A 14,731-nucleotide genomic window follows, 5' to 3' on the forward strand; every position below is an offset into this window, starting at 1 on the left:
TATTTATGTTGCGTCGTGTTGGTTTATTGTCTGCTGTGTTGGCGTGTTTGTTGCCAGTGGTGGCACAAGCTCAGTTAAAATATCAAGAAGGTGTTGATTACACTATATTAGAAACATCGATTGATGAAGCTAAATCCCCAAAAGTTATCGAGTTTTTTTGGTATGGTTGTCCACATTGTTACACGGTGTCTGAGCCATTTGACCAGTGGATTGAATCTGATAAACCTGAAAGCATTGAAGTAGAAAAAGTGCCTGCAATTCCAAGTGATCGTTGGAAACCAGCTGCGCAATTGTTTTATACCGCTGAGCAGTTGGGATTAGATGCCGATAAAGAAATTTTTGATGCCATTCATAAAAATAATAACAATGCTTTAGTGTTTAATGAAAAAGCGATGGCGCAGTTTTTGGATAAAAAATTTAGTGTCAGTTCAGAAGATTTTACTAAGGCATGGAATTCGTTTGCAGTTCAGCAAAAATTAAAGCGCGCGGAAGATTTATTTGCACAGGCGCGGTTAACTGGCGTGCCTGTGTTTGTTGTTAATGGGCAATATCAAGTTGAGAATGGCGGTGATTTGCAAAGAAAATTTGATTTACTAACCTATTTGGCACAGTATAAAAAATAAGTTTTTGTTACTTTTTCCTACGTTAACCGCTCGCTAGGGCGGTTTTTTTTATCCAGATGTCTGCAATGCCCACTTTTAGAAAATATGCCATAATGCTGAGTCCATTAATTTAAGGAGGCTTTATGAGCAAGCAGACCATTGTTTATACCCATACAGATGAAGCGCCTGCGTTGGCGACGCGTTCTTTTTTACCGATTGCGCGTGCATTTGTTAGTCAAGCAAATGTGGATTTTAAGATTGCAGATATTTCTTTAGCTGGACGGGTTCTGGCAACTTTTTCAAAATTTTTAGAAGAAAATCAAAAAATTGAAGATGATTTGGTGCGATTGGGGGAGTGGGTTAATGCACCTGAAGCTAATATTATTAAGTTGCCTAATATTAGCGCGTCTATGCCCCAGCTAAAAGCGACTATTGCTGAGTTGCAAAAGAAGGGCTACGCGCTACCAGATTATCCTGAAAATCCTCAATCTGAGGCAGAACAAGAGATCAAGGCGCTTTATGACCGCGTTAAAGGGAGTGCGGTTAATCCTGTGTTGCGTGAGGGGAATTCGGATAGACGTGCGCCAAAGGCGGTGAAGAATTTTGCTAAAAAATATCCTCACAGTATGGGGGAGTGGACAAAAGACAGTCGTTCGCATGTGGCAACGATGCAATCAGGGGATTTTTTCCATAATGAGCAATCTTTGACGCTGGATAAGCCGACTAAGGTTCGTTTTGTGTTGACAGATAATGCGGGGAAATCGCAGGAGTTGCGTGCGCCTTTGCAGTTAGAGGAAGGGGAAATTATTGATGCCACGTTTTTAAGTCAAAATGCTTTGGTGGATTTTTTAAAGGCGCAGATTGAAGACGCTAAAGCGCAAAATGTGTTGTTTTCTCTACATTTGAAGGCAACGATGATGAAGGTTTCTGACCCGATTATTTTTGGACATGCGGTACGGGTATTTTTTGCCCCAGTATTTGAGCAATATGGTGATGTACTTGCCCAAGCTGGAATTAATGCCAATGATGGTTTGGGTCAGTTGCTCAATGCTTTGGCGCAATTAGATGAGGATACGCGGGCTCAAATTGAGCAAGCCATTGAGAAGACATATGTGCAACGTCCTGATTTGGCGATGGTTGATAGTGATAAAGGGATTACGAATTTGCATGTGCCAAGTGATGTGATTGTCGATGCCTCTATGCCAGCGATGATTCGTAACTCTGGGCAGATGTGGGATAAGGAAGGGAAAACGCAGGATACTAAAGCGGTTATTCCTGATAGTAGTTATGCTGGAGTTTATCAGGCGGTGATTGAGTTTTGCCGTGAGCATGGGGCGTTTGACCCTGCAACGATGGGGTCGGTGCCTAATGTGGGATTGATGGCGAAAAAGGCGGAGGAGTATGGTTCGCATGATAAGACGTTCTCTATTCCTTTTGCAGGTAAGATGGAAATTATTGCAGAAGATGGGAAGGTTTTGACTTCGCATGAGGTGGAGAAAGGCGATATTTGGCGGGCTTGCCAAACCAAAGATGCTCCTGTGAAAGATTGGGTGGAGCTGGCGGTGCGGCGTGCGCGTTTAAGTTCAACGCCAGCAATTTTTTGGTTAGATGAAAAACGTCCGCATGATGCGCAACTGATTGCTAAGGTTAGGCGTTATTTGAGTGAATTGGATTTGCAGGCGTTAGAAATTGATATTTTACCGCCTGAGCAGGCGTGTTTGCGTAGTCTTGAGCGGATGAAAGCTGGTAAGGATACGATTTCGGTATCAGGTAATGTGCTTCGGGATTATTTAACAGATTTATTCCCCATTTTGGAATTAGGGACGAGTGCGAAGATGTTATCGATTGTGCCTTTGATGAACGGAGGGGGATTATTTGAAACTGGAGCAGGTGGTTCTGCGCCAAAACATGTGCAGCAGTTTGTGGAGGAAAATCATCTGCGTTGGGATAGTTTGGGAGAGTTTTTAGCGCTTACGGTGTCTTTAGAGCATTTGGCGCAAACGACGGGTAATGATAAAGCTGAAATTCTTGCGCAGGCGCTTGACCAAGCTATTGAGGCGTTATTGCTTAACAATCAATCGCCTAAGCGTAAAGCAGGCGAGTTGGATAATCGGGGTAGCCATTTTTATTTGGCTTTGCACTGGGCAAAAGCGTTGGCAGAGCAAAATAAAGATTCGGCGCTCCAACAGAGTTTTGCTCAATTAGCGCAGGATTTGGCGGATAATGAGCAAAAAATCGTACAAGAATTGAGCGAGAAAGCGGGGGAGTCTGTAGATTTAGGCGGTTATTATGCGCCTGATGAGTCGTTAGCGCGCAAAGCGATGCGCCCGAGTAAAACGCTTAATGCATTGATTGAAGCGCTCTAAGATTTTCCCTAATAGTTTTATGCCTTTAGCTTTGCTGGCGATAAAACTCTTTAGGGTGTGTCAATAACGGTATTTTGAGGGCGTTTATATCTTTGGGTGCAAACGCTCTTTTTTATGATTTGAATTTTTATGATTTAAATGGGATGTTAAAACAATAGGGGAGTTTTTGATGAGCAAGACAATTCAACAGCCGTGGCTTGCCAGTTATCCAGAAGATGTGCCAGAAGAAATTGAGCTGAAATACGCTAATTTGGCGGTGTTTTTAGAGGATTTATTTGCCCGTTATGCAGAGTTGCCCGCCTTTACGAGTATGGGGAAGACGCTTAGTTTTGCTGAGATAGGGGAGCGGGCGCGGGCTTTTGCAACGTATTTGCAACAAGATTTGGGAATGTCTAAGGGGGCGCGGTTGGCGATTATGTTGCCTAATATCGCGCAATTTCCTGTGGTGTTTTATGCTTGCTTGTTATCTGGGGTTGAGGTGGTGAATGTTAATCCGCTTTATACCGCCAGTGAATTAGAGCAACAGTTGGCAGATAGTGAGGCGCACGCTATTGTGGTTGCAGAAAATTTTTCTAAAACGCTTGGGAAGGTGCGAAAGCGCTTGCCACATTTACAGCAGGTGGTGTTAACGGGTGTTGGTGATGAGTTGGGCGGGGTGAAGGGTTTGGCGGTTAACTGGTGGTTGCGTTATGTAAAAAAGGCGGCAGATAGGAAGGCGCTTGAGGGCGCGGTGGATTATAAGGAGGCGCTCAAGCGCGGACGGAGGTTGCAATTTGTTGCGCCTGATTTGGCGTTGGAGGATGTGGCGATGTTGCAATATACAGGGGGGACGACTGGAACGCCAAAAGGCGCGATGCTTACACACCGCAATTTATTAGCCAATATTGCGCAGATTGATGTATGGATTGGGCAGCGCATTACAGAGCCTTCTTTAGTGCTGGTAACGGCGTTGCCACTGTATCATGTGTTTTGTTGTAGTGTGAATTTGTTGTGTTTTCCTAATCGGGCGATGCATTCGCTACTTATTGCTAATCCGCGCGATATGCGTGGGTTTGTAAAGACGTTGCGTCGTTATCCGTTTGCGGTGATGACGGTGGTTAATACGTTATTAAAAGGGCTTTTGCAGGTGCCTGAATTTGAGAAGTTGGATTTTTCTTCGTTGCGTTTTGTTGTCTCTGGTGGGATGGCGCTTGCGCCTAAGGTGGCAAATCGCTGGCAAGAGGTTACGGGGAATGTCATTATTGAGGGATATGGGTTAACGGAAACAGCGCCGTTGTTGACGGTTAATTTGCTAGAAAATGAACACTATACTGACGGCATTGGCTATCCTGTGCCAAGTACGGTATTGAGTTTGCGCGATGAGGCGGGTGAGGTGGTGGCAAATGGTGAGGCGGGCGAAATTTGGGTGAAAGGACCTCAGGTGATGAAAGGATATTGGCGACAAGCAGAGGAAAATGAGCGCGCTTTTAGCGCTGATGGGTGGTTTAAAACAGGAGATGTGGGGGTGATGTCTGAGACGGGGGTTTGTGCGCTTGGTTGACCGCAAAAAGCGCTTGATTGTGGTATCAGGGTTTAATGTTTATCCCAGTGAGGTGGAGCGGGTGCTGGCAGAGGATGGGAAGGTTGCCGAGGTGGCGTGTGTGGGGTGTGAAGATGAGGATAGTGGTGAGCGCGTGGTGGCGGTTGTGGTGTTAAAAGAACAAGAGGCGCAAGCGCAAGCAAAAGCGCGTTTGCAGGAGTTGGCGAAGGCGCAATTAACGAGCTATAAGCGCCCAAAAAACTATTTGTTTGTTGAGGCGTTGCCTAAATCAGCGGTGGGGAAGGTGTTGTATCAGCAGTTGGTTGAAATGGCTGAACAAGAAGATAGAGAGACAAAAGAGCGTTAGTTTTTATGGGTCTTCGTTGAGTATGGCGTAGAGGCTTTGGAAAAAATCTTGGTCTTCTTGCATGGTTTGTGTGTCGCTTTTGGGCGCTGAGCCGTCTTGCCAGTCAACGCCTTCGCGCGGGAGTTCTTCTAAAAACGGCTGGGTTCGCTGTCTTGCCAGTCGCTGCCGCGTTTGCGTTTGCGTGCATAGGAGAGGGTTACGCGATTTTTCGCGCGGGTCATGCCAACATAAAGCAGGCGGCGCTCTTCTTCTATGCCATGGGCATCTAAAAGACTGTTGCTGTGGGGGAGGAGGTCTTCTTCTACGCCTGCAATGTAGACGTAGGGGAATTCAAGCCCTTTAGCAGAGTGTAGGGTCATGAGTTCGACGGCATCGCTTTTATCTTCTTGTTTATCAAGGATATCTAAGAGCATGAGGTGTTGCATGACTTGGTTTAAGCTTTGATAACGTTCATCTTCGCCGAGCTTTTTAAACCAGCTTTTTAGGTGGGCAAGGCGTTGTTGGCGTTTTTCGATTTTTTTGGGTTGTTTGTGTAGTTCAAAGAGATGGTCGTTGTAGTCGATGTCGTCGATGATGCGGGTGAGGAGTTCGGCTGGGGGTTCGTCTTCGGCAAGTTGTTGCAGGTTGGTTATCCAATTGGCGAACTGTTGTAGGTTTTTTTGCGCTTTGGCGTTTAGGTGTTGCTGTAGTCCAAATTCATTACAGGCTTGCAAGAGGGGGATTTGGCGTTTTGCGGCATAGTCGCCAAGTTTGCTGACGGTGCTGGTGCCAATTTCGCGCTTGGGGACATTGCAGATGCGCAAAAAGGCGGTGTCGTCCTCGGGGTTGTTGATTAGGCGTAGGTAGCTGATGAGGTCTCTGATTTCGCTATGTGCAAAAAAGCTGGTGCCGCCTGAGAGGCGGTAGGGGATGTTTAGGGTGCGGAGGTGTTCTTCAAAGATGCGTGCTTGAAAATTGCTACGATAGAGTATGGCAAAGGCGCTGGCTGGGAGGTTTTTGTGTAGTTTGGTGGAATAGAGGTCGCTGACGATTTGCTCTGCTTCGGCGTGGTCGTTTTTGGCGCTAAGGACGACTACGCCTTCGCCGTCGTGTAGGTCTGACCAGAGTTTTTTATCCACTAGATGCGGGTTGTTGGCTATTAGTTGGTTGGCAGCGGTGAGGATGCGCATATCACAACGATAATTTTGCTCAAGCATGATGGTTTTAAGGCGGGGGTAATCTTGATGAAGGTGGCGAATGTTTTCAGGTTGGGCGCCACGCCAAGCATAGATGGATTGGTCATCATCGCCTACAGCGGTAAAGGCTTCGGCTTGTCCTGTGAGTAGGCGGATGAGTTGGTATTGGCAGGCGTTGGTGTCTTGATATTCATCAATTAGCAGATAGCGAATTTGCTGCTGCCAGCGGTTGCGGATTTCGCTATGGGTGGAGAGTAGTTGTAGGGGTTTTAATAGGAGGTCATCAAAATCAACGGCGTTGTAGGCGCTTAGTTGGGTTTGGTAGTGCTGATAAAGGGTGGCGCTTTGGATTTGCTGTTGGTCTTTGGCTAGCGCTAGTGCTTGCTCAGGGGAAATGTTGGCATTTTTATAGGCGCTGATGGTGTTTTGTAGCTGTTGGGTGTAGGCGTCATCTTCGCTTTTGCTTAGGCTTTTGATGAGATTTTGGCTGTCTTTGCTGTCAAAAATGGTGAAATTTGGGCGTAGTCCTGCGCTTTGGTGTTCTTTTAAAAGAAAATCAAGTCCGAGGCGGTGGAAGGTGGAGATGTGTAGACCGCGCGCTTGTTTGCCAAGGCGCTTTTTAACGCGTGTCTGCATTTCTTTTGCCGCTTTGTTGGTGAAGGTAACGGCGTAGATGTTTTTGGGGTTTAGGTGGGCTTTTTCGATAAGGTAGGCAATTTTTTGCGTAATCACGCCTGTCTTACCTGAGCCTGCGCCTGCAACGACGAGTAAGGGACCATCTAGATAGGTTACGGCTTGATGTTGTTGGGGGTTTAGTGTGTGCATGGCGATTTCAGGGGTTGGTTTTGTGGTAGCATGGCGTTTTTGAGCGCGCTAAAAAAGGGGGCTATTTTATGGATTTTTCACGTTTAGGACAAACCGATATTCAAGTAAGTAAGATTTGTTTGGGGTCGATGACTTGGGGGGAGCAAAATACGCTTGAACAGGCGCATGAGCAGTTGGATTATGCATTTTCGCGTGGGGTGAATTTTATTGATACCGCGGAGATGTATCCTGTCCCGCCTAAGGCGCAGACTTATGCGCGCACGGAGGAAATTATTGGGGCATGGCTTGTTGGGCGTAAGAGAGAGGAGGTGATATTGGCGTCAAAAGTTGCTGGTCCTGAGCGCCAATCAGGGTCGATGCAATATATTCGGGGTGGGACGCGGTTGTCCGCTAAGCAGATTATTGAGGCGTGTGAGGCGAGTTTACGGCGGCTAAAAACAGATTATTTGGATTTGTATCAGTTGCATTGGCCAGAGCGCGCGGTAAATTTTTTGGGCGTTTGGGAATGAGTGCTTTGGCTGACCGTGAGGATTGTGTGGCGTTGGAGGAGAGTGTGCAAGCGCTGTCGTTGCTTCAGGAGCAGGGTAAGATTCGCTATTTTGGGTTGTCCAATGAAACGCCTTGGGGGGTGATGCATTGCTTGGCGCTTGCGCGTGAGAAGGGGATGGCGCGGGTGCAGTCGGTGCAAAATCCTTATAGTTTGCTCAATCGTAGTTATGAGGTGGGGCTTTCTGAGGTGGGGTTGCGTGAGAAGGTGGGATTGTTGGCGTATTCGCCGTTGGCATTTGGTGTGCTCACTGGGAAATATCGTAAAAAACCTTGGCCTGAAGAGGGGCGGTTAACGCTGTATTCTCGATTTAGTCGCTACACGAATAAGCAGGCGTTTTTAGCAGTGGAGCGCTACGCAGAGATTGCTCAGCAGGCGGGATTGAGTTTGACGACTCTGGCGTTGGCGTTTGTTAATCAACGGGATTTTGTTTGTAGCAATATTATCGGCGCTACGACTATGGCGCAGTTAAAGGAAAATATTGATAGCGTAACTGTGCGTCTAAGTGAGCAGACGCTTGAGGCGATTGATGCGGTACATGCTGAGATTTCTAATCCTTGTCCATAGGGCGGTTAATATAAGGTGGCGCTAAAGTTTTAGCGGTTAATGTAAGTTTGCATGAGTATTTGGAATGGTTATGGATAATTTGGTTTTGGATAAGGAGCGTTTGCTCAATAAGGCTGAGCGCCATTGTCAACGTCGGGGAGCGCGTTTGACGCCTTCGCGGCGACAGGTTTTGTCGTTGGTGATGGAGTATTCTGATGTGGTGAAAGCCTATGATATTTTAAGTGATTTGCAAAAACTTAAAGGAAATGCAGCGCCCCCTACGGTATATCGCGCGTTAGATTTTTTGGTGGAAATGGGGATTTTGCACCGCGCGGAGTTATTAAATGGGTTTATTTTTTGTCGGCAGTTTCATCAACATCATCGCAGTATTATTTTAAGTTGTACGCATTGTGGGAAGGTGGTTGAGAATGCTGCCGCTGAGCAGGTGCAAGCTTTGATGGAGTATGCAAAAGGGCAAGGGTTTGCTTTGGATGAAATTCCTTTGGTATTTAATGGGGTGTGTATACAGTGTGAGAAAAGAAATGATATATAATGAAAATGAGATTGCTCAGCGCATTGCAACAGTGCGTGCACAAATTGAGAGGGCTACTGAGCAGGCAGGGCGTGAGGTTGGGGCGGTCTCGCTTATGTTGGTCACCAAAACAGTTGAGGCAAAAAGAATTATTCAGGCGTTGGAATGTGGTGAGCACTTGATTGGTGAAAATAAGGTGCAGGAGTTGCAAGATAAGCAGGCAAGGCTTGAGGGGCAACGCTATGAAGCGCATCTAATTGGGCATTTGCAAACCAATAAGGTGAAGGAGGTGATTGGTTATGCCCAATGTATTCAATCGCTTGACCGTCTCAAGTTGGCGGATAAATTACAACAGCGTTTGGAGTTTGAAGATAAAACAATTGAGGCGTTGGTGCAGGTGAATACTTCTGCAGAGGCGAGTAAGTTTGGCGTTGCGCCTGATAAAGCTTTGGCGCTGATTGGGCAGTTGCGCGACTATGAGCGAATTAACATTCGTGGATTGATGACCATTGCGACCTATACTGAGGATGAAAGGGAAATTCGACGCTGTTTTCAATTGCTTAAAACGCTACAGCAAAAGGCGCAGCAACGCTATGGGGATTATGGCGATTTTAAAACGCTGTCCATGGGAATGAGTAAGGATATGAAAATTGCCATTGAAGAGGGCAGTACGATTGTGCGTCTTGGGCGGGCAATCTTTGGGGCGCGGGATTAGGCTAAGGAGCGGAGGTAATCATGAATTTTGATGTGGCGGTGTATGCTTGGGCGCGGGCGTTGCATGTGCTGGGCGTGGTGGTGTGGATTGGTGGGGTGTTTTTTGTAACGGCGGTATTGTTGCCAGCGTTAAAACGTTTTCCCGCACAGGAGCGCTTGCCATTATTTTCTACATTAGAGCATCGCTTTAGTTGGATAGCGCGGGTGGCGTTGCTTGTGGTGGTTGTGAGTGGCGCTTTTTTAGCGCATATGATTGGCTTTTGGGAGCGCATGGGGGAGTCTCATTTATGGCCAATTCATTTGATGATGTTGGTAAGTGTTATTTTTTCACTGATTTTATTTGTAATTGAGCCTATTTTTGGAAAACGGGTGTTGGAGCCTTTTGCAAGACGCCACCCTGAAAAGGCGTTTGCGCGCGCTGGGGTGATTCATTGGTTATTGACATTGCTAAGCTTTTCCGCTGTTTTGGCAGGGGTGTTGCTCGCGCATGGTTATATTTTGTTTGCATAAATATTTTTAATTCACTAAAAGGAGAGATAGATGATTGGCTTTTTAAAACCTGCGCCACACCAGCCTTTGCTGGAAGACAGTAAAATAGATCCAACGTATAAACGTCTACGTTGGCAGGTGTTTTTTGGCATATTTTTTGGCTATGCCGCCTATTATTTTGTGCGTAAGAATTTTTCTTTGGCTGTGCCGGGGATGGTGGAAGCTGGATTGTATAGCAAAAAAGAATTAGGCGATGCGATGGCAATGATTTCAATTTCCTATGGAATCTCTAAATTTTTAATGGGCGCTGTCTCTGATAAATCAAATGCTAAAGTGTTTTTATCCCTCGGATTGTTTTTATCTGGCGCAATTATGGTGTGTATGGGTTGGTTTCCATGGGCAACAAGTAGTGTGGCGATTATGTCAGTATTGTTGTTTATTAATGGCTGGGTGCAGGGAATGGGTTGGCCACCTTGTGGGCGGACGATGGTGCATTGGTGGTCAAAAAAAGAACGTGGCACAATCGTATCTGTTTGGAATACGGCTCATAATTTAGGAGGCGGAGTGCCAGCTTATTTGCTTGTGCTGGCGGTGAGCTTATACGCTTCAACGCATGGCATTGAAAAAGAGGCGGTACAAAATGCCGATGTATGGCAACAAGCGTTGTATTACCCTGGAATTGCAGCGATGATTGCAGCGGTTGTGGTGTTTTTTGTAATGAAGGATACCCCGCAATCTTGTGGATTGCCTCCTATTGAACAATATAAAAATGATTATCCTGAAGATTATGACGAGACAACAGCAGAGCAAGAATTGTCTACAAAGGCAATTTTTGTAGAGTATGTGTTTAAAAATAAATTGCTATGGTATATCGCCTGCGCCAATGCTTTTGTGTATTTAATCCGCTACGGCATTTTAGATTGGGCGCCTACTTATTTATATGAGGTGCGTCATTTTAATATTAGCAAAAGCTCAAATGCCTATGCTTTTTATGAGTTTGCCGCTATTCCTGGAACACTTTTTTGCGGCTGGGCATCAGATAAAATTTTTAAAAGCAAGCGCGGACTAACTGGCTTGGTCTTTATGGTATTGGTTACGATTGCTGTTTATCTATATTGGCAGGCGCAATCGCAAAATATGGCAATGTTTATGATGATTGCGGTAGGCTTTTTGGTTTATGGACCAGTGATGCTCATTGGTTTGCATGCTTTAGAATTAGCGCCTAAAAAAGCTGCAGGAACCGCCGCAGGATTTACAGGCTTGTTTGGTTATTTGGGAGGCTCGGTAGCAGCAAGTGCTATTATCGGGCGCATGGTTGAATCTCATGGCTGGGATATGGGATTTTATATTATGATTGGTGGTGGCGTGCTTGCTTGTGTATTGTTGTTTTTAACAATGTTACAAGAAAATAAGCATAAGGAAAAAATAGGCGAGACTTACTAAAGTAAAGCTTATTGATGGTTTGGCGTACAAAGAGTGCACCAATTTTGGAAAATTATAATGAAGGAGAAGGCAATGGATATTTTTGCAGCACTAAGAAAAAGTCATGACGTACAAAGGAAATTATGTGATGAATTAGAAAATACGCAGGGCGATAGCGTAGAGCGTCAAGAGGTTTTTCATCATCTAAAAACTGAACTGCATGCTCACGCAGCAGCTGAAGAACGTTATTTTTATATCCCTTGCATGGAGCGTGATTCGGGATTGGATTTATCTCGACACGCAATTTCAGAACATCATGAAATGGATGAGTTGATTGAGAAATTAGAAGAAATGGATAAGAGTGCGCCGCAATGGTTGATTACTGCTAAAGAGTTAACTCACAAAGTGCGCCACCATTTAGAAGAGGAAGAGCATAAGTTTTTCCAAATGGCAGGTAAAATTCTAAATAAAGAGGAAAAACAATCCCTTTCTGATGACTATTTAGCGGAACTTGAAGAGATGCGCGAGAAATTAGGGCAGTAATTGTCCCAAAGACTTGAATTGGCATCATTGACTATGCGGTAAGTAATCTTACCGCTTTTTTATATTTTGATGGCAGGAATGGTTTGGTAATTGAGTTGGTGGCATAAAAATATTTCGGATTTCGATTTTTTAAGGGATAAGCTGGCTTGTATTGTTTTAATAAGAACTGGTGTGTTAAATAATGATACTTATTATCAATTTATACTTAAATTTTTATCAAAAAGTATCTTCATTAATCAATAAAAAATATAAAAGAATGTCTTTAAATCAAAAAGATGGATTAATATCTATAGATAAAGATTTTATTGCAAAAAGATGTGTTGGCGCTTGGCGTGTTATCTATAGGAAGTCGTGATACAATCACGAGGATTTTAAAGCTGGTTTAGACTGGCATTAGTAGTAATTTTTATAGGAGAGTACTATGGCGAAGGAAACTAAAGATATCGATCCAAAAGAAACCCAAGAATGGTTAGCGTCGTTAGAGAGCGTGTTAAATACAGATGGGGTGGAGCGCGCGCATTATCTATTAGAAACATTAATTGAGCGTGCAAGTTTAGATGGTATGGATTTACCCTATAGCGCGAATACGCCTTATGTCAATACCATTCCTTTATCTAAGCAACCCCCTTATCCTGGTGATTGGGTGTTAGAGCATAAAATCCGTTCTTATATTCGTTGGAATGCTTTGGCGATGGTGGTAAGATCTGGCAAGACAACAAATGTTGGTGGGCATATCGCTAGTTTCGCTTCTTCTGCGACTTTGTATGAGGTAGGGCAAAATCATTTTTGGCGTGGTCAAGAAGGAGAGACTGGGGGAGATTTGATTTTCTTCCAAGGACATTGTGCCCCTGGGTTTTATGCGCGCGCTTATTTAGAAGGGCGTTTAACAGATGAGAATTTAGACAATTTCCGTCAAGAGGTTGGTGGCAATGGTTTGTCTTCTTATCCTCATCCATGGTTAATGCCTGAGTTTTGGCAATTTCCAACGGTCTCTATGGGATTGGGGCCATTTATGGCAATTTATCAAGCCCGTTTTATGCGCTATATGGAAAGCCGAGGATTTATTAAAGAGACTGGGCGTAAAGTATGGGCATTTTGTGGGGATGGCGAGATGGATGAGCCTGAATCACGCGGTGCATTAGCATTGGCTGGACGTGAGAATTTAAATAATTTGGTGTTTGTAATTAACTGTAATTTACAGCGCTTAGATGGTCCAGTGCGTGGTAACGGTAAAATCGTGCAAGAACTAGAAGGGGAGTTTAGAGGCTCAGGCTGGAATGTTATTAAGTTGCTTTGGGGGAATAAGTGGGACTATCTTGGCACGGGATAAAAAGGGATTATTGCACAAGCGCATGATGGAAGTGCTTGATGGCGATTACCAAACTTATAAATCTAAAGATGGCGCTTATGTGCGCGAGCATTTCTTTAACTCACCTGAATTAAAAGAACTTGTAAAAGACTTATCAGATAAAGATATCTGGGAATTAAATCGTGGTGGGCATGACCCTGCAAAATCTACGCCGCCTATCAAGCAGCAATGGAAAGCGATAAGCCTACAGTTATTTTGGCCAAAACAATTAAAGGCTATGCAATGGGGGGTACAGCTGAGGCGCAAAATATTGCCCACCAAGCTAAAAAAATGGATTTTGAACAATTAAAGGCTTTCCGTGATCGTTTTGAACTGCCTTTAACAGATGAACAAGTAGAAAATGTCGACTTTATCAAGCTAGAAGAAGGCTCAAAAGCATTAGAGTATTTGCATGAAAGACGTAAGGCGTTAGAAGGTTATGTGCCTGCACGTAAAGTATCTTCCTCTTCAATGCCTATTCCTGAACTATCTATATTTGATTCAGTATTGCAGGCGACTAAAGAAGGGCGTGAGATTTCTACAACCATGGCATTTGTGCGCATTTTATCGGCGCTTTTAAAAGATAAATCTCTTGGAAAACATATTGTTCCCATTGTTCCAGATGAATCGCGCACTTTTGGAATGGAAGGGTTATTCCGCCAGTATGGAATTTGGAATCCACTTGGTCAGCAATACACCCCTGCTGATGCAGAGCAGTTGATGTTTTATAAAGAATCAAAAGATGGACAGATTTTGCAAGAAGGAATTAATGAGGCAGGCGGTTTGTGCGATTGGATTGCCGCTGGGACGTCTTATTCTGTGCATGGCGTTCCAATGATTCCATTTTATATTTACTATTCAATGTTTGGCTTCCAGCGCGTGGGTGATTTTATCTGGGCAGCAGGAGACCAAAGAACGCGCGGTTTCTTATTAGGAGGCACTGCAGGTCGTACAACGCTTAATGGTGAGGGCTTGCAACATCAAGACGGGCATAGTCTTTTGCTTGCAGGAACAATTCCAAACTGTGTGGCTTACGATCCGACATTTGCTTATGAAGTGGCGGTTATTATTCAAGATGGTTTGCGCCGAATGTATCAAGAGCAAGAAGATGTCTTTTTCTACATTACTTTGCTTAATGAGAATTATGCGCAGCCTGCAATGCCTGAGGGTTCAAAAGAAGGTATTTTAAAAGGACTTTATAAGATTCAATCGCATGAAGGTCAAAAAGCACAAGTGCAATTGATGGGTTCTGGTTCAATCTTGATGGAAGTCATTGAAGCTGCAAAATTACTTGCTCAGGATTGGGGAATTGGTTCAGATGTTTGGAGTGCGCCATCGTTTACCTTGCTTGCGCGTGATGGCATGGAGGTAGAACGTTATAATCGCTTGAATCCTTTAGAAAAAGCAAAAGAAGCTTATGTAAAAACTCAGCTTAAAGATGCTAAGGGTCCAATCGTGGTGTCAACCGATTATCAGCGTGCTTATCCTGAACAAATTCGCGCTTATTTGCCTGAAGATAAGCAAATGATTGTATTGGGTACAGACGGTTATGGGCGTTCAGATACACGCGAAGCGTTGCGCGCTTTCTTTGAGGTAGACCGTTATCATGTTGTCATTGCAGCACTCAAAGCATTGGCTGATGAGGGCACAATTGAGTTTAAATTGGTTAAAGAAGCAGTAGATAAGTATCAAATTGATTTTGATGCACAAATGCCAACTAAGCATTAATCAATTGC

General features: G+C 44.5%; 10 protein-coding genes and 2 pseudogenes. 11 read left to right on the plus strand and 1 reads right to left on the minus strand.

Annotation, left to right across the window (positions count from 1 at the left end):
* Nucleotides 1-5: 5 nt before the first annotated feature.
* The 4 genes from A5N84_RS04520 (at nucleotide 6) to A5N84_RS11670 (ending at nucleotide 4,854) form a co-directional block, all read left to right on the plus strand.
* Entirely contained in the window at nucleotides 6-623 is a 618-nt protein-coding gene (locus A5N84_RS04520; RefSeq protein WP_072281425.1) for a thiol:disulfide interchange protein DsbA/DsbL, read from the plus strand.
* A gap of 122 nt (nucleotides 624-745) precedes the next feature.
* Nucleotides 746-2,968 carry an NADP-dependent isocitrate dehydrogenase gene (locus A5N84_RS04525; RefSeq protein ID WP_072281426.1) on the plus strand — a complete coding sequence of 741 codons (2,223 nt, stop codon included), beginning with the start codon at nucleotides 746-748 and terminating at the stop codon, nucleotides 2,966-2,968.
* Nucleotides 2,969-3,137: 169 nt separating this feature from the next.
* Nucleotides 3,138-4,508, plus strand: coding sequence for an AMP-binding protein (locus A5N84_RS04530; RefSeq protein WP_233119945.1), 1,371 nt, complete (start codon nucleotides 3,138-3,140; stop codon nucleotides 4,506-4,508).
* Entirely contained in the window at nucleotides 4,495-4,854 is a 360-nt protein-coding gene (locus A5N84_RS11670; RefSeq protein WP_233119946.1) for an AMP-binding enzyme, read from the plus strand. The genes A5N84_RS04530 and A5N84_RS11670 overlap by 14 nt, the downstream gene beginning before the upstream one ends.
* Nucleotides 4,855-4,982: 128 nt before the next feature.
* Here A5N84_RS11670 and A5N84_RS04535 read toward each other — a convergent pair whose 3' ends face one another.
* Nucleotides 4,983-6,854: a UvrD-helicase domain-containing protein gene (locus A5N84_RS04535; RefSeq protein WP_233119947.1), complete on the minus strand. Its 1,872-nt coding sequence runs from the start codon at nucleotides 6,852-6,854 to the stop codon at nucleotides 4,983-4,985.
* Between the two features lie 68 nt (nucleotides 6,855-6,922).
* Between A5N84_RS04535 and A5N84_RS13380 the strand changes: the two are divergent.
* The 7 genes and pseudogenes from A5N84_RS13380 to aceE all read left to right on the plus strand — a co-directional run bounded on the left by A5N84_RS13380 (nucleotide 6,923) and on the right by aceE (nucleotide 14,723).
* Nucleotides 6,923-7,968, plus strand: a pseudogene (locus A5N84_RS13380) (aldo/keto reductase).
* Nucleotides 7,969-8,038: 70 nt separating this feature from the next.
* Complete coding sequence (locus A5N84_RS04545) at nucleotides 8,039-8,500, plus strand: transcriptional repressor (RefSeq protein ID WP_143324826.1); 462 nt, start codon at nucleotides 8,039-8,041, stop codon at nucleotides 8,498-8,500.
* Nucleotides 8,490-9,194 carry a YggS family pyridoxal phosphate-dependent enzyme gene (locus A5N84_RS04550; protein WP_072281427.1) on the plus strand — a complete coding sequence of 235 codons (705 nt, stop codon included), beginning with the start codon at nucleotides 8,490-8,492 and terminating at the stop codon, nucleotides 9,192-9,194. The genes A5N84_RS04545 and A5N84_RS04550 overlap by 11 nt, the downstream gene beginning before the upstream one ends.
* Before the next feature lie 20 nt (nucleotides 9,195-9,214).
* A complete protein-coding gene (locus A5N84_RS04555) occupies nucleotides 9,215-9,703 on the plus strand; it encodes a hypothetical protein (protein WP_072281428.1) in 489 nt (162 codons plus the stop codon).
* Nucleotides 9,704-9,733: 30 nt separating this feature from the next.
* Nucleotides 9,734-11,125: a glycerol-3-phosphate transporter gene (glpT, locus tag A5N84_RS04560; RefSeq protein WP_072281429.1), complete on the plus strand. Its 1,392-nt coding sequence runs from the start codon at nucleotides 9,734-9,736 to the stop codon at nucleotides 11,123-11,125.
* 72 nt (nucleotides 11,126-11,197) lie between these two features.
* A complete protein-coding gene (locus A5N84_RS04565; RefSeq protein WP_072281430.1) occupies nucleotides 11,198-11,647 on the plus strand; it encodes a hemerythrin domain-containing protein in 450 nt (149 codons plus the stop codon).
* A gap of 421 nt (nucleotides 11,648-12,068) precedes the next feature.
* Nucleotides 12,069-14,723 (plus strand): annotated as a pseudogene (aceE, locus tag A5N84_RS04570) (pyruvate dehydrogenase (acetyl-transferring), homodimeric type).
* Nucleotides 14,724-14,731 lie beyond the last annotated feature (8 nt).

The sequence above is a fragment of the Rappaport israeli genome, assembly GCF_001888055.1.
Classification (GTDB): Bacteria; Pseudomonadota; Gammaproteobacteria; order Cardiobacteriales; family Cardiobacteriaceae; genus Rappaport; species Rappaport israeli.

Coding starts and splice junctions, on each gene's coding strand:
- A5N84_RS04520 (WP_072281425.1), top strand. CDS start 6: ATGTTGCGTCGTGTTGGTTTATTGTCTGCTGTGTTGGCGTGTTTGTTG.
- A5N84_RS04525 (WP_072281426.1), top strand. CDS start 746: ATGAGCAAGCAGACCATTGTTTATACCCATACAGATGAAGCGCCTGCG.
- A5N84_RS04530 (WP_233119945.1), top strand. CDS start 3,138: ATGAGCAAGACAATTCAACAGCCGTGGCTTGCCAGTTATCCAGAAGAT.
- A5N84_RS04535 (WP_233119947.1), bottom strand. CDS start 6,854: ATGCACACACTAAACCCCCAACAACATCAAGCCGTAACCTATCTAGAT.
- A5N84_RS04545 (WP_143324826.1), top strand. CDS start 8,039: ATGGATAATTTGGTTTTGGATAAGGAGCGTTTGCTCAATAAGGCTGAG.
- A5N84_RS04550 (WP_072281427.1), top strand. CDS start 8,490: ATGATATATAATGAAAATGAGATTGCTCAGCGCATTGCAACAGTGCGT.
- A5N84_RS04555 (WP_072281428.1), top strand. CDS start 9,215: ATGAATTTTGATGTGGCGGTGTATGCTTGGGCGCGGGCGTTGCATGTG.
- glpT (WP_072281429.1), top strand. CDS start 9,734: ATGATTGGCTTTTTAAAACCTGCGCCACACCAGCCTTTGCTGGAAGAC.
- A5N84_RS04565 (WP_072281430.1), top strand. CDS start 11,198: ATGGATATTTTTGCAGCACTAAGAAAAAGTCATGACGTACAAAGGAAA.